General features: G+C 46.5%; 23 protein-coding genes and 1 pseudogene. 17 read left to right on the forward strand and 7 right to left on the reverse strand.

The genetic code is table 11. The features are described 5' to 3' along the window. Window positions 1–51: 51 nt before the first annotated feature. Window positions 52–675 (reverse strand): DUF6143 family protein, encoded by a 624-nt coding sequence (locus tag ACM6JA_RS17260; RefSeq protein WP_414853311.1) that lies wholly within the window; start codon window positions 673–675, stop codon window positions 52–54. Between the two features lie 166 nt (window positions 676–841). Next, window positions 842–1,216, reverse strand: a complete 375-nt coding sequence (locus tag ACM6JA_RS17265) for a DUF423 domain-containing protein (RefSeq protein WP_414853312.1) — start codon at window positions 1,214–1,216, stop codon at window positions 842–844. 368 nt (window positions 1,217–1,584) lie between these two features. Between ACM6JA_RS17265 and ACM6JA_RS17270 the strand changes: the two genes are divergently transcribed. Then, a complete protein-coding gene (locus ACM6JA_RS17270; protein ID WP_414853313.1) occupies window positions 1,585–1,767 on the forward strand; it encodes a hypothetical protein in 183 nt (60 codons plus the stop codon). Window positions 1,768–2,373: 606 nt separating this feature from the next. Next, on the forward strand, window positions 2,374–3,795 hold the full coding sequence (locus ACM6JA_RS17275; protein WP_414853314.1) for a SpoVR family protein: 1,422 nt from the start codon (window positions 2,374–2,376) through the stop codon (window positions 3,793–3,795). A gap of 62 nt (window positions 3,796–3,857) precedes the next feature. Here the strand turns inward: ACM6JA_RS17275 and ACM6JA_RS17280 are convergent, their stop codons facing one another. Together ACM6JA_RS17280 and ACM6JA_RS17285 are read right to left on the reverse strand one after the other, a co-directional pair. After that, entirely contained in the window at window positions 3,858–4,625 is a 768-nt protein-coding gene (locus ACM6JA_RS17280) for an SDR family NAD(P)-dependent oxidoreductase (protein ID WP_414853315.1), read from the reverse strand. A 28-nt stretch (window positions 4,626–4,653) separates the two neighbouring features. Continuing rightward, window positions 4,654–5,355 (reverse strand): SDR family oxidoreductase, encoded by a 702-nt coding sequence (locus ACM6JA_RS17285; protein ID WP_414853316.1) that lies wholly within the window; start codon window positions 5,353–5,355, stop codon window positions 4,654–4,656. A 201-nt stretch (window positions 5,356–5,556) separates the two neighbouring features. Between ACM6JA_RS17285 and ACM6JA_RS17290 the strand changes: the two genes are divergently transcribed. The 3 genes from ACM6JA_RS17290 to ACM6JA_RS17300 all read left to right on the forward strand — a co-directional run bounded on the left by ACM6JA_RS17290 (window position 5,557) and on the right by ACM6JA_RS17300 (window position 10,789). Continuing rightward, a complete protein-coding gene (locus ACM6JA_RS17290) occupies window positions 5,557–6,489 on the forward strand; it encodes a 3-hydroxyacyl-CoA dehydrogenase family protein (protein ID WP_414853317.1) in 933 nt (310 codons plus the stop codon). A 132-nt stretch (window positions 6,490–6,621) separates the two neighbouring features. Beyond that, a complete protein-coding gene (locus tag ACM6JA_RS17295; protein ID WP_414853318.1) occupies window positions 6,622–8,604 on the forward strand; it encodes a methyl-accepting chemotaxis protein in 1,983 nt (660 codons plus the stop codon). Window positions 8,605–8,809: 205 nt separating this feature from the next. Further along, the gene (locus ACM6JA_RS17300; protein WP_414853319.1) at window positions 8,810–10,789 is read left to right on the forward strand and encodes a methyl-accepting chemotaxis protein; all 1,980 of its coding nucleotides are present in this window, start codon (window positions 8,810–8,812) and stop codon (window positions 10,787–10,789) included. 87 nt (window positions 10,790–10,876) lie between these two features. On the opposite strand, the gene ACM6JA_RS17305 is transcribed toward ACM6JA_RS17300, so the two are convergent. Both ACM6JA_RS17305 and ACM6JA_RS17310 read right to left on the reverse strand, forming a co-directional pair. Beyond that, window positions 10,877–11,512, reverse strand: coding sequence for a TetR/AcrR family transcriptional regulator (locus ACM6JA_RS17305; protein WP_414853320.1), 636 nt, complete (start codon window positions 11,510–11,512; stop codon window positions 10,877–10,879). A gap of 24 nt (window positions 11,513–11,536) precedes the next feature. Beyond that, window positions 11,537–12,844 carry a purine/pyrimidine permease gene (locus tag ACM6JA_RS17310; RefSeq protein WP_414853321.1) on the reverse strand — a complete coding sequence of 436 codons (1,308 nt, stop codon included), beginning with the start codon at window positions 12,842–12,844 and terminating at the stop codon, window positions 11,537–11,539. 187 nt (window positions 12,845–13,031) lie between these two features. On the opposite strand from ACM6JA_RS17310, the gene ACM6JA_RS17315 reads away from it, so the two are divergent. The 6 genes and pseudogenes from ACM6JA_RS17315 to ACM6JA_RS17340 all read left to right on the forward strand — a co-directional run bounded on the left by ACM6JA_RS17315 (window position 13,032) and on the right by ACM6JA_RS17340 (window position 17,041). After that, window positions 13,032–13,430: a helix-turn-helix domain-containing protein gene (locus tag ACM6JA_RS17315; protein ID WP_414853322.1), complete on the forward strand. Its 399-nt coding sequence runs from the start codon at window positions 13,032–13,034 to the stop codon at window positions 13,428–13,430. Then, entirely contained in the window at window positions 13,373–14,182 is an 810-nt protein-coding gene (locus ACM6JA_RS17320) for an IS3 family transposase (protein WP_414853684.1), read from the forward strand. The genes ACM6JA_RS17315 and ACM6JA_RS17320 overlap by 58 nt, the downstream gene beginning before the upstream one ends. Before the next feature lie 126 nt (window positions 14,183–14,308). Next, the gene (locus tag ACM6JA_RS17325) at window positions 14,309–14,845 is read left to right on the forward strand and encodes a GNAT family N-acetyltransferase (RefSeq protein ID WP_414853323.1); all 537 of its coding nucleotides are present in this window, start codon (window positions 14,309–14,311) and stop codon (window positions 14,843–14,845) included. Window positions 14,846–15,036: 191 nt separating this feature from the next. Further along, window positions 15,037–15,447: an IS200/IS605 family transposase gene (gene tnpA / locus ACM6JA_RS17330; protein WP_414853685.1), complete on the forward strand. Its 411-nt coding sequence runs from the start codon at window positions 15,037–15,039 to the stop codon at window positions 15,445–15,447. Then, a pseudogene (gene tnpB, locus ACM6JA_RS17335) lies at window positions 15,444–16,534 on the forward strand (IS200/IS605 family element RNA-guided endonuclease TnpB). The gene tnpA and the pseudogene tnpB overlap by 4 nt, the downstream one beginning before the upstream one ends. Window positions 16,535–16,699: 165 nt before the next feature. After that, window positions 16,700–17,041 carry a GRAM domain-containing protein gene (locus ACM6JA_RS17340; protein ID WP_173621294.1) on the forward strand — a complete coding sequence of 114 codons (342 nt, stop codon included), beginning with the start codon at window positions 16,700–16,702 and terminating at the stop codon, window positions 17,039–17,041. A gap of 62 nt (window positions 17,042–17,103) precedes the next feature. Here ACM6JA_RS17340 and ACM6JA_RS17345 read toward each other — a convergent pair whose 3' ends face one another. Beyond that, on the reverse strand, window positions 17,104–17,373 hold the full coding sequence (locus ACM6JA_RS17345; protein WP_007722283.1) for a hypothetical protein: 270 nt from the start codon (window positions 17,371–17,373) through the stop codon (window positions 17,104–17,106). Window positions 17,374–17,546: 173 nt separating this feature from the next. Here ACM6JA_RS17345 and ACM6JA_RS17350 point away from each other — a divergent pair, with 173 nt between their 5' ends. From ACM6JA_RS17350 to ACM6JA_RS17375, 6 genes are all read left to right on the forward strand, one after another. Beyond that, window positions 17,547–17,768, forward strand: a complete 222-nt coding sequence (locus ACM6JA_RS17350) for a hypothetical protein (RefSeq protein WP_414853324.1) — start codon at window positions 17,547–17,549, stop codon at window positions 17,766–17,768. A 37-nt stretch (window positions 17,769–17,805) separates the two neighbouring features. After that, window positions 17,806–18,102: a hypothetical protein gene (locus ACM6JA_RS17355; RefSeq protein WP_007722285.1), complete on the forward strand. Its 297-nt coding sequence runs from the start codon at window positions 17,806–17,808 to the stop codon at window positions 18,100–18,102. A 103-nt stretch (window positions 18,103–18,205) separates the two neighbouring features. Further along, window positions 18,206–18,907, forward strand: a complete 702-nt coding sequence (locus ACM6JA_RS17360) for a TerC family protein (RefSeq protein ID WP_414853325.1) — start codon at window positions 18,206–18,208, stop codon at window positions 18,905–18,907. 2 nt (window positions 18,908–18,909) lie between these two features. After that, a complete protein-coding gene (locus ACM6JA_RS17365; RefSeq protein WP_007722287.1) occupies window positions 18,910–19,782 on the forward strand; it encodes a LysR family transcriptional regulator in 873 nt (290 codons plus the stop codon). Window positions 19,783–19,965: 183 nt separating this feature from the next. Continuing rightward, window positions 19,966–21,033 carry an AbrB family transcriptional regulator gene (locus ACM6JA_RS17370; RefSeq protein WP_414853326.1) on the forward strand — a complete coding sequence of 356 codons (1,068 nt, stop codon included), beginning with the start codon at window positions 19,966–19,968 and terminating at the stop codon, window positions 21,031–21,033. Between the two features lie 201 nt (window positions 21,034–21,234). Beyond that, window positions 21,235–22,269, forward strand: coding sequence for a Bug family tripartite tricarboxylate transporter substrate binding protein (locus ACM6JA_RS17375; protein WP_414853327.1), 1,035 nt, complete (start codon window positions 21,235–21,237; stop codon window positions 22,267–22,269). Window positions 22,270–22,333: the final 64 nt, after the last annotated feature.

A 22,333-nucleotide genomic window follows, 5' to 3' on the forward strand; every position in this document is an offset into this window, starting at 1 on the left:
GTTCCCTTTTTTGTTGCGGCTATACTTGTCCGTCAAGCATTCCAGTGAGAGCTACCCATATACGGGTTGTTCCCACCAGTCTATTGAAAAGTAAAAGGATGTCTTCTCACCTGTGTTTGGAACGCGAACGATGAGTGCCATTCCTGGTCCGAGAATCCACTGTCCGCCAGGGGTCGCCTCAACGGTGGAGGACGCCGGAATGATTCGCGTCACGGCATGAATGTGATCAGAAAAGGTATCCGCCATACCAGTGCCATGCAAAAGTTGCCCTTGGGCGGCGGGACAAGCGGGGAGTTGAACATAACCAGAAGTCACTTGACGTGAGAGAGTTGCACCAGTCAGGGAGGAGCCTTTGCCAAACAAGAAATGTGCTTCTATCGGGTGCGGGGATGGATTGGTGATCATCCAGTGATGGACAAATAAATGAACACCGGAGCGTAAGGGATTCGACAAGGTAGCAATCCCGATAGCCCCATCGCTCACGATCATTTTTTCCGATTGCCCCATAAAGTATTTACATTGATCCGCCATCGACATCGCATACGGAATGTGAACACTCCGACTCAGCTGTTCCGTAGCAGAAGGAGTGGGAAACGGATAGTACCCCATCTGCATGTAGACATCTGGTATTCCGCCAAAAAAGTACGAGGGGCGTGTATAGGAGGGCTTTGTCATGATTTCCTCTCCTTGTGAGTGGGGTAACTGCTAACCCTACAGCATATGGCAATCGTCCATAGAGGGTGTCAGGAGCTGGCGTTATTGGCAGGCAAAGTTCCGATGAAGTCATGGCGTAAAGAAAAAAGGTTGGGAGTCAGAATCCCAACCTTTAGCAAGCTTTTGTCTACGATACGTTTTTCCAAGCATGAATCGCAAGCAGCGCCCATCCAGCGAGGAACAAAACTCCGCCAATCGGGGTAATCGCTCCGAGAACCTTGATACCGGTCATTGCCAGCGTGTAGAGGCTGCCGGAGAAGACCAAGGTTCCGGCTGCAAAGCACCAGCCTGCCCAGACGAGGCCAGAAGAATCCGGGTACCATTTGAGCAACAGGGCAACCAGCACGAGAGCCAGCGCATGTGTCGTCTGATAGGTCACGCCCGTATTGAAAATGCCCAGCGAATAGGCGTCCAGTTTTTCCTTCAGTGCATGTGCTCCGAATGCTCCTAACGCAACCGAAAGAAATCCACTGATACTGCCAAGCATCAAAAACAGCTTCATGAGTGCGTCACTCCTTTTTTCACATAACCTGTGCATTTGTCTGTTTTCTATTTTAACGTAAAAATCCAAGTTCAAAAAGTCGACTTTTCAGCACCGAGAAAGTGGCGAGAACCTGAAGAAGGAGGAGCGGAGTGTAGGCATCCTACATGAGCACCGGACTTTGAAGGTGAACGTCACTTTCGATGTCGAATATGCATGCAGAATTACTTCGTGATCAAAAGTCGATTTTTTGAACAACCGCTAAAGCCCAATTGTAATTTGGTGAACACGCCTTGGACTACCATACAAGCCGCTTGTCAACCTCAGACATAGAGTAAAGTATCGCAGTGGCAACGCTTACAGGCTGCTGCGACGGGAGGTGACGTAATATGAACAAATGGATTTCCAACGTTGGAGGTCTCCTCGGTGGTTACGCATTGCTGAAAGCACCGTTGGAAGGTTCCTTCCTAAGTGGGGTGGACTCGTTGGTGGATGGAGTTGGTCTGATCACTGTGGTCGTATTCTCGGGAGCTCTTATTTATTCTGGTGTACGCGACTGGTTCAAGGGTTAAGTAGCAAGATGAAAAACAAATCAAGGGTGTCTCCAATCGGGGATGCCTTTTTTTCTGGATGAATAACAGAGCAAATTTACGTAAACAGCCTTAGTCCGAACTACTACCGGACTAAGGCTGTTTAGATGTATCTTATTTGTGCTTTACTTGGTTACTCTTTTTATTCGTAATGAAATCCATGATAACGATCAAGGCCACTATAAAAATAGACTGCAATAGAGGTTTTACATAGCTGGATTGATCGTATATAAAGTAAGCTACTATCAAGTTGAGTATGAAAGTAATTAAGTACCCAAAAGTTTTAATTATCTCACCTCATCTCAGAACCAAGGGTCTATTATAGTAGATTCTCTTACATCTACTTCAAGATTACCACCAGTATAATTTGAATTTTTTGTAACTCTTATTTCTTTTTTGATTTCATAGTCTCCAATGAAGTTTCCGTTCATATCAAATGTACCAGCCGATAATTATCAATATATTAGGGGAATAGTTGATTATTTTGTTTGAATCAAAAGCAATATCTTTTCTAAATGCTGGCGTCTTTTAGCGCGGTCCCCCATATACATAAAGTAGACCGACGGCAAAAGGGGGAGGCGAAACGATTTGACCAACGACGAGCGAAAAGAACTGGAGCGATCCATTGACGAAATTACCGAGATCGCTAAAGGGTTCAATCTCGATTTTTACCCGATGCGATACGAGATATGCCCGTCTGACATCATTTATACATTTGGCGCATATGGAATGCCCACACGATTTTCTCATTGGAGTTTTGGAAAATCCTTCTACAGGATGAAGCTGCAGTATGACCTGAATCTGAGCAAAATCTACGAGCTCGTCATCAACTCCAATCCTTGTTACGCGTTTCTTTTGGACGGCAACTCCTTGATCCAAAACAAGCTCATTGTGGCTCACGTCCTTGCTCACTGCGACTTCTTCAAAAACAATATGCGCTTCTCCAACACCAATCGGGATATGGTCGAAAGCATGGCGGCCAGTGGAGAGCGGATTCGCCAGTATGAGATCGAGTATGGCAAGGAGGCTGTCGAGAATTTGCTCGATGCGAGCTTGGCGATTCAGGAGCATATCGATCCGAGCTTGATGCGTCCGAAGCTGCGGTGGAAACGAGAGCCAGAGGGGCTGAACAAAAAGACGAAGAAAGAACGTCAATCCCCATATGACGATCTCTGGGGATTGGACCGCAAAGCAAAAGAGGAAGCAGAGCCGGTAAAAGCACCACGCAAATTCCCGCCAGAGCCGGAAAAAGACCTGCTGCTGTTCATTATGGAATACAGCAATATCCTAGAAGAGTGGCAGCGGGATGTTCTGACGATCATCCGGGATGAGATGCTGTATTTCTGGCCGCAGATGGAGACGAAGATCATGAACGAAGGCTGGGCCACCTACTGGCATATGCGCATTCTGCGGGAAATGGAGCTGACAGAATCGGAGACGATCGAGTTTGCCAAGCTGCATTCCTCCGTCATTCAGCCTTCGACGACGAGCATTAATCCGTATCATCTGGGCCTGAAAATTTTGGAGGACATTGAAAAACGCTGGGATAATCCGACGAAGGAAGAGCAGGAACGCTTTGGACGCAAGCCCGGAGAGGGACGCGCGAAAATATTCGAGGTGCGCGAGCTGGAGTCCGACATCAGCTTCATTCGCAACTTCCTGACCAAGGACCTCGTCAGTGATCTGGATTTGTATATGTTCGGCAAGCAGGGCAACGATTGGGTTGTCGCGGAAAAGCAGTGGGAGAACGTACGCGATGGTCTTGCGGGCACACGGGTTAACGGGGGATTCCCTTATGTACTCGTGCACGATGGGGATTACTTACGCTCCGGCGAGCTGTACTTGAAGCATCATTTCGAGGGGCTGGAGCTTGATGTCAAATACGTAGAAAAAACATTGCCTTACGTCTATACCTTATGGGGAAAATCCGTTCATCTGGAATCGATGGTGGAAGATCGACAAGTGTTGTTTACGTACGACGGCAAGAAAGTGCATCGCCGCTTTTTATAGGGAAAAAGGCCGCATGCCGGGTGGAAGCTAATCGAGCGTGCGGCCTTTTCTACGTGTCCGAACTAGGACAACTGATCCGTAATTCCGATGTGACTGCTGATCCCGCCGTCCATGGTGATGCTAGCTCCGTTGATGTACCCGCTATGTGGTCCGACGAGATGATAAATCATCTGGGCAATTTCCAGCGGATGAGCTACACGTTTCACCGGGCTTTTGGCGATGACCCGATTCATGTAATCTGAAATATCCTCCGGACGTACGCCCATCGCGGTATCCACATACCCCGGACAGATGGCATTACAAGTAATCCCCTGCTCTCCCCATTCCGCCGCAATTGTTTTCGTATAGCCGATCATGCCGTGTTTGGAAGCGACGTAGGTGGATGAATGTGCAGAGCCTAGCAAGCCCTGAATGGAAGCGATGTTTACGATCCGCCCGTAGTTCCTTTCTTTCATCTTGGGCAACAGGTTTCTGCAAAATAGGAATACACTCTTCAAATTGGTATTCATGATCCAATCCCACTCTTCATCGGAGACTTCGTCTACCCGGTGGAATGGTCCGCCAACTCCTGCATTATTGACCAAGATGGTGACATCCCCGAAATGCGATTCCACAAGCTGGATGGCTTCTTCAACTTGCGCTCGTTGACCGACATCACAGCGAATGGACAAGGCTTGACCGCCTGCCTGATTAATTTCTTCGGCGACTAACTGTGCCTTTTCTTCTTGTACATCAAGAACAGCGACACGGATCCCATGCTGAGCCAAAAGCTTTGCTGCTGCGGCCCCGATCCCATTGCCTGCTCCTGTGATCATTGCTACTTGCTGCATTTGTAAACTCTCCTTATTAATCTGTTATTTAGAGAATGCCTTTAGGGGGAAGGATTTTGACTTCATCGATTCGAACGTGGAGGGGACGGGAGGCGATATCTAACACGGTATCTGCCACATCTTTTGGTACGAGCATCGCACTCGGATCAAAAAAATGCCGGTCCTCCGTCATGTTTGTATGAACGGCGCCGGGAAAAATGGTGGAGACTCTTACATTGTCGTTTTTCCATTCTTCATTGCAAATTTGGGAAAAGCCTTGGACGGCAAATTTCGAAGCACCATAAACGCCGTTTTCTGCAATGGGAATATAGCCTGAGACACTAGAGATATTGATGATTCGACCCCCGTGAGCTTTCATTACCTTGTATCCTTCGCGGCTACAAAGAAAGAGTCCGGTTACATTGGTGCGGAAAACATTCTCCCATTCTTCTAAGCTTGTTTGTTCAACAGGCTTAAACACGCCGACTCCTGCATTGTTGACGAGGACATCTAGACGCCCGTATATCCTTTGTACATGCGCAAATAGGGCAAGGACACTTTGCTCGTCTGTCACGTCTAGCTGTATATTCGTCACACTTCCCGGTTCAGCGTGTGCGATTTCGTTGGGATGAGGCGCGGATCGAGAGGTTGCCCAAACAATCGCTCCTTCTTTTGCCAGAACATTGGCCATTTCAAGACCCAATCCTCGACTGGCTCCTGTGATGACCACGACTTTATTCAGTAGTTTCATGTGTACCTCCGGATATAAAACGTGCATTCCAAGAATTGGGTTCATTCAAGCGTTTTTAATGGTACAAAAATTTGCTTTCCCCAACAAGCGCCATAGGAATGAATTTCGGTAAAAGTAGTAGGAATTTGCTTGGCAGGAACTAGGTATTTGATCGTGGAAAGCTTTGTTAGTAAACCTATTTCACCCTGGGAGGCTCTTTCTATGGAAAAGCATGCGGCTGTTATCGGATCAGGTGTTATGGGACATGGAATCGCGCAGCTATACGCATTGGCTGGATTTCGTGTTTCTCTTTACGATTTGCAGGAAGAGTTTTTGACGAAAGCGAGAGCTAGCATCGAGCACAGCCTTTCCCTTCTGGTTGCAGAGGGAGTGATTGCAGACCAGTCTAGAGTAGCAGCGCTCGAGCATATCGTCCTGACCACGGATTTGCGAGCGGCAGTATCTGATGCAGAAGTCATCACAGAAGCGGTACCAGAAGTCATCGAGCTAAAGTGGGAGCTGTTTGAAAAGCTGGAGAAATACGCAAGGCCAGATGCGATTATTGCTTCCAATACGTCTACGTTTTCGATTGCGCGACTGATCGAAAAAGCAACTACGCCACAACGCTATATGATTACACATTTTTTCAATCCGGCTCAATTGGTTCCGTTGGTCGAGGTAGTCAAGCACGAGAAGACCGCGCAGGAAGTGGTTCACAAGACGATGCAGCTAATGGAAGTGATCGGGAAGTCCCCGGTGTTGCTAAAAAAGGATGTACCGGGCTTTATCGCCAATCGGCTACAAACAGCCCTGATGAGAGAAGCCTTTCATTTGCTCGCAGAAGGTGTAGCAGATGCAGCCCAGATCGATACGGTGATGAAAGATGGCATTGGCTATCGTTGGGCTTTTGTCGGGCCTATTGAGACGGCGGATTTTGGCGGACTCGATACGTGGAAGCGTGTGATGGATAACCTGGCACCGGAGCTGGATGCGTCGACAAAAGCACCCGCTATCATTGAAGACAGAGTAGCAGAAGGCAATCTCGGCACCAAGACCGGAGCAGGTATTTACTCGTATAAGGATACGTCTGTCTCAGAAAAGCTTCGTGTACGTGACGAACAGTTCATTCGCTTGGGGAAAATGAAGCGCGGTTGAAATGGCTTACAGATAAATACTTTATTCGTAAATTTTTCACTAAATACTCATTCATTCCTAGCCGATATTAGATTGGGGTTATATCATGGAAAAAATTTCCCCCAATACAACCTAGATAGTAGTTGAGAATGAGTGAGAGTTGGCCTAATAAATTGGAGTAGAAGCTTTAAAACGAGATTAATCGCAGCCTTTCTATTGATTCTGCTTGTTCCTACTATTGTCGTTGGAACACTGGCTTCCAATCAGGCGAAGCAGGAGATGGAAAAACAGATCTTGAACAGCGCTAAAGAAAATGTCGGGCTGGTCAATTCGATTGTGACGAGTACGATTAAACCCAAGCTGGACACCATTGAGTTTTTAGCCAAAACCGTTAACAAAAGCATGTACCCAACCAAAGACAGTGCAGCGCTCGTCATGCCGCATCTGGATATTTACAGTGGAATGCTTCCAGACACGAATGGCATTGGTTTGGGGACAGTGGACGGACAGTATTATCAATCCCCGAAGGTAACAGTAAAGGCAGGTTTTGATCCGAGAACGAGAGAATGGTACAAGAAAGCGATGGAAAATAAGGGGAAGGCTGTCATTACGGAGCCGTATGTCTCAGCAGCATCAGGCAAAGTCCTCGTTACCATTTCTAAAACGACGGATGATGGATCAGGTGTGGTCGGAATTGTGATGGGCGTCGAGCAGATCAAAGGTCTGGCTGATATGGTCAGTATCGGAAGCGACGGGTACGTCATGATTTTGGACAGCAACAAGAAGTTCGTTGTTCATCCAGAAAAAGAGACTGGCACTGTAGCTGAAGAGAGCTATTTTGAAAAATTGTACGAAGGTGCATCAGGTGACTTCCGTTACGACGAGCAAGGCAACGAACAAGAAGTGCACTACACGACGAATGAGCTGACTGGCTGGAAAATCGCTGGAAAGCTGGATCGTTCGGAGATACAGAACTCTGTACAGCCTATCTTCACCTTTACGTACGTGACAATTGCTATTTGCTTGATTGTAGGAGGATTGATCGTAACGGTTGTTCTGCGCTCGATTATCCGATCTATTCAAGCGGTCAAGGTACATGCAGTCAAAGTGAGTGAGGGTATACTTACGGAGCCTATCCAGGTTCGTTCCAATGATGAGATTGGTGAGCTGGGTCGCGCGTTCAATACGATGCAGGACAACCTGCGCACGCTCATTTCGGATGTAGAGACAAGAGCAGAACAAGTGGCCGCTTCGTCTGAGCAATTGACCGCGAGTGCGCAGCAGACGAGCATCGCCACTGAGCATGTTGCCACAGCCGTGCAAGAAGTTGCTGGAAGCGTAGAGAGGCAAACGAATGGAATTGACCAAAACGTCCACTCTCTCCAAAATATATCAGACGGCGTAGCGCAAATTGTGGAGAGTGTACATGGATTGACGGATATCGCTGAGCAAACAACTATTCACGCTGGTGACGGCGGCGAATCGGTTCAGAAGGTAATGGGCCAGATGAACTCGATTCACGCATCTGTGGAACAGCTCAATCACATGGTTCATTCCCTTTCTGAACGCTCCAGAGACATTGTCGCCTTCTCCGAAGTGATCAGTGGAATTTCGCAGCAAACCAACCTGCTTGCACTGAATGCAGCGATCGAAGCGGCGCGGGCTGGCGAGCATGGCAAGGGATTTGCAGTTGTAGCAACAGAGGTAAGGCTGTTGGCAGAGCAATCGCAGGAATCGGCCAAGCAAATTTCCGACCTTATCGTAGAAATTCAACGTGATACGCAAGAATCCGTTGAGACTATGGAGAAAGTCAGACGCGATGTTTCGGAAGGCTTGCGAATTTCCAAAGGTACGATTGATAAATTTGAGGAAATTTTGACAAGCACGAAACAAACGAATCCTCGTATCGTGGAGGTATCGTCGATCGCTCAACAAATCGTGGCAACTGTTGCGGAAGTAAAGGTGACAGCGAACGAGTTGGCGATGATTGCAAAAGGCAATGCTGAGACCGCAGAGGAAGTAGCCGCTTCTACAGAAGAGCAGCTCGCATCGATGCAAGAAGTTTCAGCATCTGCCCAATCTCTGTCATCGTTGGCAGAAGAGCTGAATGCGATGATCAATAAATTTCGCTACTAAATAGTCAGTTAATACCGACCGTCCTGTCTATCATATATAAGCAGGGCGGTTTTTCTATGGCCTCTGGGGCCGCTTTTTTTATATCTATGACAGTTCTATATATTTTTTACTTAATTAACCTTCCTTCGTTACCGATATAAAAAATTAGGACTTCACCAACACGAAACATTTATCCAAATACAACTTAGAAAGTAGATGAAATGAAGTGAAAGTTAACTTGCGAAATTGGTTTCGAAGCTATCGAACCAAACTCATCATCACATTTCTCTTGATTCTGTTAGTCCCTTCCCTTGTCGTTGGAAGCCTGGCTTACCATCAAGCGAAACAAGAAATTGACAAACAGATCATGGACAGCGCCAACGAAAACGTCGATTTGGTCAACTCCATCGTCAGCAATACGTTTGAGGGCAAAAAGAAGGACGCTGACTATTTGGCAAGAGATATCACACCTGGCGTGAAATCAGCTGAAGTTCAAGAAGAAATCATGCATCATTTGGATATGTATATGGGTATGCATGCGGAAGCGTCCAGTATCAGTTTGGGAACGGTTGACGGACAGTACTTCCGCGCTCCTAAGCAAGAAGTACAGGCAGGGTTTGATCCGCGTACGAGAGACTGGTACAAAAGAGCGATGGAAAACAAGGGGACTGTCGTCGTTACGGAGCCATATATTTCAGCGGTATCAGGTGAGGTTTTAGTAGCGGTAGCAAGAACGACGGAGGATGGCGCAGGGGTTATCTGCATTACAGTTGGGATTGAACAGATCAAACAACTGGCAAACTCAGTCAGCATCGGTTCAGATGGAGATGTCATCGTAGTGGACAGCAATAAGAAGTATGTCGTCCACCCGGAAAATCAGGCAGGAACGCTGGCACAAGAAAGTTATTACGATAACATGTTCCAAGCAGAAACAGGTAAATTTAATTACGAGGAGCAAAGCATCCCGAAACAGATTTATTATGTGACGAATCCGGCTACTGGCTGGAAAATTGCTGGGTCGATGTACCTGTCAGAGGTTGAGGATGCTGCACAGCCGATTTTCGCGCAAACGTTTTGGACGATCACGATCTGCTTGCTGCTGGGAGGACTCATTGTAGCAGCTGTACTGCGTTCCCTTCTTCAGTCCATTCAGGAAGTGAAGGTACATGCGGTCAGAGTGAGCCAAGGTATTTTGACTGACCCGATTAAAGTGCGGTCAACCGATGAAATCGGTGGGCTTGGTCATGCGTTTAACACGATGCAGGATAACCTGCGCACGCTCATTTCCGATGTCGAGGCCAGAGCGGAGCAAGTAGCAGCGTCTTCGGAGCAATTGACTGCGAGTGCGCAGCAGACGAGCATTGCAACCGAGCATGTAACGACTGCTGTTCAGGACGTAGCTGGCAGCGCGGAACAACAAACGAGCGGAATCGACCAAAATGTTCGTTCATTGCAGGACATTTCGGAAGGGGTCACACGGATTGTAGAGAGTGTTAATGTGTTGTCGGATACTGCTCAGCAAACGACAGTTCAGGCAGAAGAAGGAGGCAACTTTGTCGCTCAGGTCATGAGTCAAATGAAGTCGATTCATGAATCGGTAGAACAGTCGGATCGCATGACCAAATCGCTTTATGATCGTTCGAAAGAAATCGGTACGATCTCGGATGTCATCAGCGGAATTGCCCAGCAGACGAATTTGTTGGCATTGAATGCAGCGATTGAAGCGGCGCGGGCTGGTGAGCATGGTAAAGGCTTTGCGGTTGTGGCTACAGAGGTGCGCCTGTTGGCTGAGCAATCACAATTGTCGGCCAAGCAAATTTCTGAATTGATCACAGAGATTCAGCGGGAAACCAAGCAATCCGTCGACAACATGGAAAAAGTCAGACTGGATGTTGCAGCAGGCTTGAACGTTTCGGAGGAGACGATTCACAAGTTTGAAGGCATCATGGAAAGTACCAGACTGACCAATCCACATATCGCAGAGGTTTCCTTGATCGCACAGCAAATCTTGGCTGCTGTTCAGGAAGTAACCGCGACAGCCAATGTGCTTGTCACCATTGCGACAAGCAATGCCGAAACAGCCGAGGAAGTAGCAGCCTCTACTGAGGAGCAGCTCGCCTCCATGCAAGAGATCTCATCCTCCGCTCAATCTTTGTCGTCATTGGCGGAAGAGCTGAAAGTTTTGATCAATAAGTTTACTTATTAATAGCTGAATTCCTATACGAAGCGCCCTGCTCTATTTGTCGAGCAGGGCGCTTTGCAGCAATAGAAGCCATTTTCACTTGGTTGCCATTTAACTTGGAGTTCGAATCGATTTCATAACTTGCTCCACTAACATGTCCACAAATGTATGATCAAGTTTCTTTTTGTGAATGAGGACACGGAAGTACACAGGTCCATAAAACATGTCCAAGAGCACATCAAAATCTTCCTGAGGCTTGATTTCTCCTCGATCGATTCCGCGCGTCAGAAGCTTTTTGGCCAATTCACGATTAGGCTTGAGGTAAGCAGAGGCAAATGCTTTTGCTTCTTCTGAATCTGCCCCACTGTCGGCTACCATCGCGATTGTCGTTCGACCGATAGCACTGTTGAAGACTTTGGCTAGGTTCTGCAATTGATTGCGAAAGTTTTCTTCAACAGATACCTCTTCGTTCAAGCGTATGTTGGGTTCGGTTGTCATGAGAAAGGCATCCAATAAAAGGGCGGACTTGTTGGGCCACCAGCGATAGATAGTGGCCTTGCCGACACCTGCTTGGGTAGCAATGGCTTCAATGGTTAAAGCAGCAAATCCCGATTCCTCCAGCAGCGTGATTAAAGCTTCAATGATCGCATTTTTCGATAATTCACTGCGGGGTCTCCCTACTGGTCGGCGCTTGTTGCTATCGTTATCAGACATTTTCGTTCCTCGCTTACCTTCCTGTTTCTTCATGGAACTATCATACCAATATTTTGGTTACGATGCAGCCAGCGTGTTTTCTTCTTTTTTGGGAGGACGCCAGCTATGTTCAAGAAATAGGGAGATCAGCATTCCCACCATGAGACCATTACCCAATACGTACTGTAAGACGGTAGGTAATGCAGAGAAGATCGCTTGAGGCAAAAACATGACACCGATTCCAAATGACAATGATACCCCCAAGATCGTCAATCGACGCTCGTCAAGCGGTACCTTGAGTACAGCGCTCAAACCGATGCCCACCATCTGGGTAAAAGAAGCTAGCATAGCCGCATAAGCAACGGGTCCCGGAAGTAGAGAGAGAAAAGAGTAAATGCTTGGTACTAACGCAACACCGGTCAGGGCCAGGCAGGCAATGAAAAAGGGGAGCAGTCGGCTCTGACTTGTCATCCGTACAAAACCCGCAGCAATCGACAAGGGCACAACACCTACGGAAGAGAATACCGAAGACAGCACATTGGCTACTCCCCCCATAAGACCGCCGCGGTTCAAAGCTTGCTTTTCCGGTTTTCCTCCGAGCACCTGCTGCATCGCTGCCATACTTGCAATGATATTGGTGACGAGGACAAAAGCAACGATGACAGCGGAAACCGCCATGCCCCCATCCAAGCGAGGAAGCCCCCAGGCGAATATCTCAGGTAATAGCACAATGGACGAAGCCGTTGGAACACTTCCTGACCCATTTACCAGAGTAAAGGCCAGCCACCCCATGATGATTCCGATCAAAACAGCATAGCTTTTTAGCCAGCCCTTTCCCCAGATCGAGAGTGAGAGGACCAAAGCAAAAACAGCAAAAGCAATGACGACATTCACGGGGTTAATCTCGGAAGAGGTCGCGCTGACGCCAATCATGCCTTTCAAAAATACACCGCTTAACTGAAAAGCAAGCAGCATCAGGTACGCTCCGGTAACAAGCGGAGTGAATAATGTAAGCATCCGATCCATTAAACCTGTTGCCCCAATGATGATCAATAGGGTACCCGTTACGAGCATCCCTCCCTCGAGTAATTGCAAGGTCACAGATTGATCGGTTCCTTGAGATACTGCCAATTCTCCCATGAGTACAAAAACCCCGAGCCATATCCCTGCTGGACCATCCGGAATAGGTAATCGATGTCCAAGCCATGCTGTCAAAAAAGAACTCAGACCAACTACCATAAACGTTCGTTGCATGAGACCTGCTATCTCATCCGCAGGAAGTTGATAGGCCTGCCCAATCACAATAGGCAGTGTCAAGGAATTGGCAAGTAAAAAGACAAACCATTGCAGCGAACCGATTCCTGTCTCCAATTGTAGACTTCTCATCAGATACCCCTTTCTAAAAGTAAGTAAGATAAATACAATACTATACGTATCGTATTTTAAAATCAATAGGCTTTTGATGATGAGAAAAAGAACAAAACACCCTGCTCATATGTGAAGTGCACCCCTTAAAGTAGACATTGGAAAAACCCCCGTGGTTTTACCGATTAACTTTAAGGGGTGTATTTTTATGCCAGCAAAGAAAGGGCAGAAGTTTAAACATTACAGTGAAGAGCTTAAGTTGCAAGCAATTCAGATGAGATTAAAGGGTGTTTCCAAACGGGTGATCATGGAAGAGTTGAATATTCATGATGAGGACCGACTAAAGGTCTGGATGCGGAAGTATAAGAAACTCGGAGAGTTTGGTCTTCTAGATCAACGTGGCCGTCGCGAAGAATACATAGATACAAACAGATATATAGAAAAATTAAAGCGGGAGAATAAGATGCTAAAAAAGTGTTTGGAAATCTGGATGCGGGAGGTGCAGTCCATAAGTATGCCGCAATCAAGAAAGCCACAGGAGAATACACCATCAGTGAGCTCTGTAAGTTGTTTGGCGTCTCAAGAAGTGGATACTACGCATACTTAAAACGCCAAGGAATAGATCGGGACAAGTCTATGAAAGATTTAGTCCAGGCTGTTTATAAGAAGTACCACGGTAAATATGGGTATAGACAAATCCAACTATTTCTCCTGCAAGATCATGGGGTGTGGGTCAATCATAAGAAGGTACTACGTCTCATGCAAGAAATGGGGCTCCGCTCTCGAATACGACGCAAGTATCGCTATCACCTTGCTTCATCGGTTGGGGAGCGAGTTGCCCAAAATATTCTACAGCGTAATTTCAAAGCAGATGCGCCTAATCAAAAGTGGGTAACGGACGTCACACAGTATCGTGTTGCGGATACTTGGCTCTACCTGTCTGCTATTAAAGATTTGTTTAATAACGAAATCGTGGCCTATCACATGGATGTTCGCAACGACAATCAATTGGTCCTACGGACCTTTGAGAAAGCTTTTGAAAAGACGAAAGACGTGACTGGACTGATCGTTCACAGCGATCAAGGATTCCAATACACGTCCTACGCTTACCACGACATGCTGCCAAAGGTTGGCGCCCAAATCAGCATGTCTAGAAGAGGCAACTGTTATGACAATGCCTCGATGGAGAGCTTCTTCTCGCATCTTAAAACGGAAGGGCTCTATCCTTATGATATCCGAAGTATCGATGAGGCACAAAGGCGAATCGAGAAGTACATTGACTTCTACAACGAAAATCGCCCGCAGAGAAAATTAAAAAAGCTGACGCCTGTTGAATTCAGACGCCAGCTAGTGGCCTAACAGCCCGGGTTTTTCTTACTGTCCACTAAACGGGGCCTTGACCATATGTATAGGGCAGGGTGTTTCATCGAATGGATATGATAAGATACGGGTAGCAAAAGCGAAATGGAATCAGGAGATGGAATAATGACAATCACGATCCGAATAGAACAGCCAGATGATTACGCCATAACCGAACAGGTCGTAAAACGTGCATTCGCGAATGCGGAGTTCAGCGATCACAAAGAACATGAATTAGTCTGTCGTATTCGAAAATCGGATGCATTCATACCGGAGTTATCCCATGTCGCCATCCATGATGAGAATCAAGAGCTTGTAGGGCATATTCTTTTTTCAAAAATACACATCTGCAATGACAATCAGAGCATAGAGTCACTTGCACTTGCCCCGGTGTCTGTCTTGCCCGATTACCAAAGCAAAGGAATAGGAAAGAAATTAATTCTCGAAGCCCTCCAAAAAGCCAAAGAACTGGGATACCAATCTGTTGTTGTCCTCGGGCATCCCGAATATTACCCGAAGTTTGGCTTCCAAAAAGCTTCGCACTGGGGAATAAAAGCACCTTTCGACGTACCGGATGAGGTATTTATGGCTATGGAGCTGCAAGAAAATGCCCTTGTTCATGTCTTTGGCGTCGTTGAATACTCCCGTGCTTTTCTTGAATAAGGGAGTGAGCGGTGGAAGGAGAGAAGTTTTTGCCAATTGGACGGCGCAGGTGAGGAATGGGTTTATAAGGCACTTTGCTCTGCATCCCCTGTAGGGGGTGCTAAGAGCAAACAAAAATAGTTCTTTTTTTTGTCGATCTCTGTTAGAAATGTCTTCTCTATCTAACGAAGTGGTATAATTAACCATAGGTGATGGTTTTGAATAGATCAGTGGAAAGTAACCATAATGTCGTATTTGACTGTAAATATCACGTTGTTTTTTGTCCGAAGTATCGTAAAAAGGTTTTGAAAGAGCCAGTAGACATTCGATTAAAAGAGTTGTTTCTTGAAAAGGCAATGGAACTCCGTGCGGAAGTTGTTGAAATGGAAATCATGCCTGATCATGTTTATTTGCTCATCAAATGCGATCCGCAATTCGGAATCCACCGAGTCGTAAAACATTTGAAGGGCTATACATCCAGAGTGTTGCGGATGGAATTTAAACATCTCAAAAGCAGACTTCCCTCGCTATGGACAAACTCCTACTTTGTTGCAACGGTTGGCACGGTGCAACTCGATGTGATTCAGAAATACGTTGAGTCTCAAAAAGAAAGGAATGATTGAACTTGCATAGAGCCTACAAATTCCGTTTGTATCCAAACAAAGAACAAGCAACTCTCATCAACAAGACAATTGGATGTACTCGCTTTGTATTCAATCACTTTCTTGCGAACGAAAAGATGCTTACGAACAAGAAAACAAAACGCTGAATTACAACGACTGTTCTGCTTTGCTCACGCAACTAAAAAAAGAAATCGAATGGTTGAAAGAAGTGTACTCCACTGCCCTGCAATCAACTTTAAAAGATTTGGATTCCTCATACAAAAAGTTTTAGAAAAAAGGCTATCCCAAATTCAAGAGCAAGAAGAACCCAAAGCAATCCTATACATGCAAGATGAACATCAAAATAAAAGGGAATCGCATCAAACTTCCTAAGCTGGGATGGGTATCGTTTGCTAAATCCAGAGAAGTTGGAGGGCGAATCCTATGTGCTACGATTAGATGTAATCCTTCAGGTAAATACTTTGTGTCAGTATTGTGTGAAACAGAGAGTCAATTCCTCCCAAAGGTAGAACAAACAGTTGGGATTGACCTTGGGATCAAGGATTTCGCCATTCTCTCTACTGGTGAGAAGGTGGCAAATCCCAAATACTATCGCAAGTATGAAAAACAACTGGCGAAGTGGCAACGGATTCAATCTCGTAGACAAAAAGGCAGCAACAACCGGAACAAGGCGCGTACCAAAGTAGCTCGACTCCACGAAAAAATTGCAAACACCCGTAACGATTTCCTACATAAGCTGTCAACCAAGCTGATCAACGAAAGCCAAGTGATCTGTTTGGAGGACTTGCAAGTGGAAAATATGGTCAAAAATCACAAGTTAGCCAAATCCATTGCAGATGCTTCGTGGTCTATGTTTCGTACGATGTTGGAGTATAAGGCAGAATGGTATGGAAGAAAGGTCTCAATTGTTGGAAAACAATTTCCTTCAAGCCAGCTCTGCTCAACTCCAAACTGTGGATACCGCAACAAAGCAGTGAAAAGTCTCAACTTGCGCAGTTGGTTATGCCCGCACTGTGGCGTACAACATGATCGTGACCAAAACGCAGCGATCAATATTGAGCAAGAAGGACTTCGATTGTTGGCGTAGTCAACTAAACTGTGGGACACACAGGGATAGCTTGGTAAAATTCACTCCGTTAGAGTGACTACCCAAGAATCCCCCGCCTTTAGGCATGGGGAGTGTCAAGGTAATATGAAGTGCCTACCAATTCGAGAAAAAACGGAATCGTATGTCGGAGGGGAAAAGGAAACGATGGAACTCAGGCGAAACGAATCGATCGTGCAAGAGAATATAGCGGCAAACCTATTCAGAGGAATGGAAGGAGTAGGTGGGAAGTTAACGATTACGAGTGAAAGACTCTATTTTCAACCACACAGTCTCAATATTCAAACACAACCTCTCGAATTAAACTTGAATGATATTGCGGCAGTTGAAAAGCGGAATACGCTGTTCGTGATCCCAAACGGAATGAAAATCAAGATGCATAATGGGCAAGAGCATAAATTTGTTGTATGGAAACGAGCGGAGATCATTGGAATGATTCAAGATACAAAAGTGAAGCAAAAAATGACGGTGATCATTAAGACGAGGTAAGCTATCCGTTCAATGAAAATCGCCCTGCCACAAGCAATACTGTGCAGGGCGATTCCTATATTTTACAAGTCCTTTGCAATGTGCGGTTTGCTATAATGACTGGTACCCCCACCGCCAACCAATACTCTTCCACCTTGTCTGAAGATGAGCAATTTCCTAGAGCCATTTGAAAGCAGAACAGTTATTTTTGCTCGATTTGCTGTTGCAATATAAATAACGTAACCACTTCTGGAGATTACTGTACGCCAGTTGCGATCGAATTCAGAGCGCAGAACCCGATTGGAATACACTTGGTTTTCCACGCGTCTCGCAGTGATTCTTTTCTTTTTCATCGAGTACCAACACCTCCTGTCAATCTATCCTATTCAGGAGATAGAAAAAGGAATGGACAAGAGTTATAGGCGATTTTACTATTTTCGTTGCAACAACACAGGAAGCGTTCTATGATAACACCAAGGACGGTATTCATCGTAGTAAGCCGTCAAAGAGGAGTGAATAATAACTTATGGCAAAAAGCGCAGCACGCAAGCAACGTGAAAAACTGGCCCGTGAAGGCAAAAGAAACCCAGAGCTCAACAGAAGCATTTTTGCTTTTGCAGACATGAGACAACGGACGACGAAGACGAGAGAAGAAAAACTGAATCAACAGAAACACAAAAGGTCGTTATCCTACCAAAGTGATGATGGCCTTTTTTATTTGCGTGCGAAGCGTGCTGTAATCGTTTAACATAAAGTCATCCCGTACCAAAGTGAGGCATGACATCATGAATAATACCATTCATCCCGAATGCGCGAGAGCCATTCAACATCTTCTCCAGCTGAAGGACCCAAAACGCGAAGACTTTTTGGCGTTGAAAACGTACGGTAATGACCGCTATTCAGCAATGGGCTGGGAGGAGCTACAGACGTACATCAATGAAAAGACCGTCATCATTGTCGAGCAGTTTGAAAATGAACAAAATATAATGTCTGCCTTGCGTTGGGTAGCGAGAGGATTGCCGGTTTGGCTAGCGATTCGAAAAGTGCGGGCGGATTATTCTGTGTATGGATACAAAAAGTAGCCTGTCTTTCAAAAAAAATATATGCAAATAATAGAAATAATACTGCACTAGCGAAAAGATAGGTCTATTATTGTCAGTATCAGCAATATTGGAGGGAGACATCATGACAGATTACTTACTTAGCTTACTACAAATCATTATGATCAACCTGGTCCTGAGCGGAGACAATGCAGTCGTTATTGCTCTTGCCTGTCGCAACCTGAGTCCAGAGCTGCAGAAAAAAGCCACCTTTTGGGGGAGCTTTGGTGCAATCGGGCTGCGGATCATCCTTACCTTCATTGCCATCTGGCTGTTGAAAATCCCGTTTGTCCAAGTCGTCGGAGGGCTTTTGCTCATCTGGATTGCGGTCAAGCTGTTAAAAGGTGAAGATGAGGACAGTCACATTGGTGGCGGAGCGAGTTTTGTTGAGGCACTTAAAACCATTATTTTTGCTGATCTGATTATGAGTCTGGACAATGTCATTGCGGTAGCGGGAGCAGCGAACGGGAACCTAGTTTTGGTCATCATCGGTCTTGCCATCAGCATTCCGCTCATCATTTGGGGAAGCCAGTTGCTGATGAAGCTGATGAACCGTTTTCCCATCATCGTATTATTGGGGGCGGCATTGCTCGGATATACAGCAGGTGAAATGATTGTAGGAGACAAAGCAGTTGGCAGCTTCCTTGATGGGGTAATGCCTTCGTTGCATATGATTTTGCCGGTAGCATTGGCACTTCTGGTAATTGTGATTGGAAACTATTTGAAAAGGAAGGAGAAAAATGTGTTAAATAAAGAAGTGACAAATAATCATGCGGAGACACTATAGCCATGGAATATCGCGATTGGTACATTCTCCAAACCTTGTACCAGGAACAAAACATCACAAAAACAGCCGAAAGCTTGTATTTGTCCCAGCCTGCTCTGACCAAACGGCTGCGGCAGATTGAAAAAGAATTTGGCGTACAGATCGTGCAACGGGGGAGTAGAGGCGTTCATTTCACTCCTCAAGGCGAGTATTTGGCAAAATGTGCGGATGAAATGCTCCTCAGACTGCGCAATATCAAGGAGCATGTCTTGAACATGGGAGACGAGGTTAATGGTACGCTCCGGCTGGGGGTTTCCAACTATTTTGCACGGTACAAGCTCCCGATCATCTTGAAAAAGTTCAAGGAAGCCTATCCAAACGTCGAGTACAAGGTGATGACCGGATGGAGCAAAGACGTCTACAAGTCCGTGTATAATCAGGACGTGCACGTAGGTTTCGTCCGGGGAAGCTACAACTGGTCCGACCAAAAGCACTTGCTGTTCGAGGAATCGGTCTATGTCGTTTCCACGGAACCCATTCATATCGACGACCTGCCCACCCTGCCGCGAATCGACTATGAGACCGATCCGATGCTGCGGGCGTTAGTGGACAACTGGTGGACCGAACGATTTTCCCAACCACCGCTGATCGGCATGGAGGTCGACAAGGCGGATACATGCAGTGAAATGGTAGCAAACGGTTTGGGGTACGCCATCCTTCCACGAGGCGTGCTGAATGGCAAAGACGATCTGCACATGATTGAGCTAACCACAGCAGAAGGGGAGCCGATCAAGCGAAGTACCTGGATGTTTTATCATGCCGACTCAATGGACTTGCAAATGGTCAAGGCATTTGTACGCTTCATGGAGCAGGGTGAGATAACATTTCTCGATTAAGCAAGGAAAAAGGAACTGCTGGGAACTCTCTGAATGGGAGCCGGCAGTTTTTTTGTTATTCATTCAAGGAATCGCCAACGATAACCATTTTGTATTTTTGCTGCGAGAACAATTGTTTTACACTAGGTGTACCCCCACCCTAGAAGCTTCATACAACGTCGGAGAGTAGGAGAGGGAACGCTTATGCTGCTACGCATTTTGTTTACATTGCTGCTCGGATCACTGGGAGGCTGGCTGTTTGCTATCATCCACAGTCCACTTCCTTGGCTGCTCGGAGCGTTAGTCACGACAGTTATCTGTAATATACTTGGGGTCAAATATCTTTGGATTCCCCGTTGGTTTCGTCAAGCTGGATTGACAGTGATCGGGATCACCCTTGGTCTGCGAATGACACCTGAAATCGTTGATACGATGACGGGGCACATCGGTTTGATGCTCATCACCACGATTTTGACCATCTTGATCAGTTTGGTAAATGCTTGGATATTTTATAAGGTCTGCCGAGTAGACGGAATAACGGCGATCTTCAGCAATATTCCCGGCGGATTATCAGAAATGGTGTCGGTGGGGCAACTGGCAGGGGGAAATCAGCAAGTCATCACGATTTTTCACTCGATTCGTGCGATCAGCGTCGTGCTTTGTACCCCTTATCTTGTGACATTTCTACCTACCCATGCTGCCATACAGACGGCTACTACAGAACAAATGCTGGGGATTGGGCAGACGGTCATGATTCTTGTGGCTGGTGTCATTGGAGCGTTGATTGCGTCACGCTGTTATATACCGGCTCCGTTCTTGCTAGGTGCCTTGCTCGTGACCGCTTTGATTTCGATGAATACGTCGCTTGTGGGAGAGAGTCCTGCTTTGCCAAGCATCTTGGTCCAAGGGGCACAAATATTCATCGGGGTCAGCATCGGTCTTGGCTTCAAACGAGAGGACATCGCCAAAAACCGCCGATTCTTTCTGTTCGGTCTCATGCATTCCCTGTTTTTGTTCATCATGGTGATTGCGCTGGCTATCGGTATTTCTTACGTGACGGCTACCGATATCGTGACGGCGATTTTGGCTACGGTGCCAGGTGGACTTGCCGAGATGAGCTTGACTGCCTTGGCGACAGGAGCCGATCCGCTCTTAGTGACGGCGTTTCATCTGTTTCGTTTGGTCCTTGTCCTTACGTTGTTTTCCTTCGGCGCTCGTGCGTGGACGAACCGCCACAGCAGGATCAAACAGCCAAAGGAGACCAGCGCCTGACGCAGTAGTAAAGTCGAATTAATGGTAAGGCCTGTACGTTCCCTGATCGGAACGGCAGGTCTTTTTGGCGTGAAAAAAATGAAAATAATCATAAATATGGTGTTTATCCAAATTATCTGAACAAACTAGGAAGCGTTTTCATCGAATGCTATGATCTCCTTAACTTATTTGAAAACGCTATCAATCGAGGGGGTTATAAAGATGAAAAAATCAAACAAATGGACAAAGTGGACCGGAGTACTCCTCACAACGGCAATGGCACTTAGCCTCGCAGCCTGTGGAGGCGGCGGTGGGCAGACAGCATCCTCTGGAGGAGCTTCTACCTACCCAGAAAAACCAATCTCGGTTATCGCTCCGTCTGGGGCAGGCGGCGGTTTGGATAAAACAGCGCGTTCCCTCGCAAAGGTGATGTCAGCAACGAAGCTGGTAGACAAGACGATCTCCGTTGAAAACAAGCCAGGTGGCGGACAGGCAGTAGGCTTGGCTGATTTCGTGACGCAGGACAAGAAAAACAACTATAAGCTCCTGCTTCCCTCTACACCAATCGTCATCAACAATGTGAAAAAAGAAGGAAACAGCCCGCATTCCTACAATGATATGACTCCGTTGGCACAATTGACGAAAGATTACGGCGCGATCGTAGTAGCAGCTGATTCTCCATACAAGGATCTGAAATCGTTAATGGATGCAATCAAAGCTGATCCAACCAAAGTAACGGTTGCAGGCGGTTCGGCTCCTGGCTCACTTGATCACTTGACCTTTTTGATGCCAGCTGTAAAAGCGGGAATTGATCCAAAATCAGTGAAATACATTTCTTACGATGGCGGCGGAGAAGCGATCGCATCTCTCTTGGGTGGCAATGCTGACGTACTGGCTACAGATGTATCCGGTTCGGGTGAATACTTGAAATCCGGCAAAGTAAGAATCTTGGGCGTTTCTTCCCCTGAGCGCTTGAAAGGTATGTTCAAGGACATCCCGACGTACAAAGAATCCGGTTATGACACGGAGCTGATCAACTGGCGCGGTGTATTTGGACCAAAAGACATGACGCCAGATGCTGTTGCTTACTGGGAGCAAAAATTGAAAGCGATGACAGAGACTCCTGAGTGGAAAGCAGAGCTGGAAGCAAACGGCTGGGACGATGGCTATAAAAACGGTGCAGACTTCAAGAGCTACCTGGGTGAGCAAGAAAAAATGTTCAAGGAAATCCTGGGCTTGCTCGGAATGGCGAAATAAAAAGGTTTGATGCGGGATGGAGAAGGAGCGATTCTTCTCCTCCTTCATTCTGGATTCTTGTACG

The sequence above is a fragment of the Brevibacillus sp. IT-7CA2 genome, assembly GCF_949767855.1.
Taxonomy (GTDB): Bacteria; Bacillota; Bacilli; order Brevibacillales; family Brevibacillaceae; genus Brevibacillus.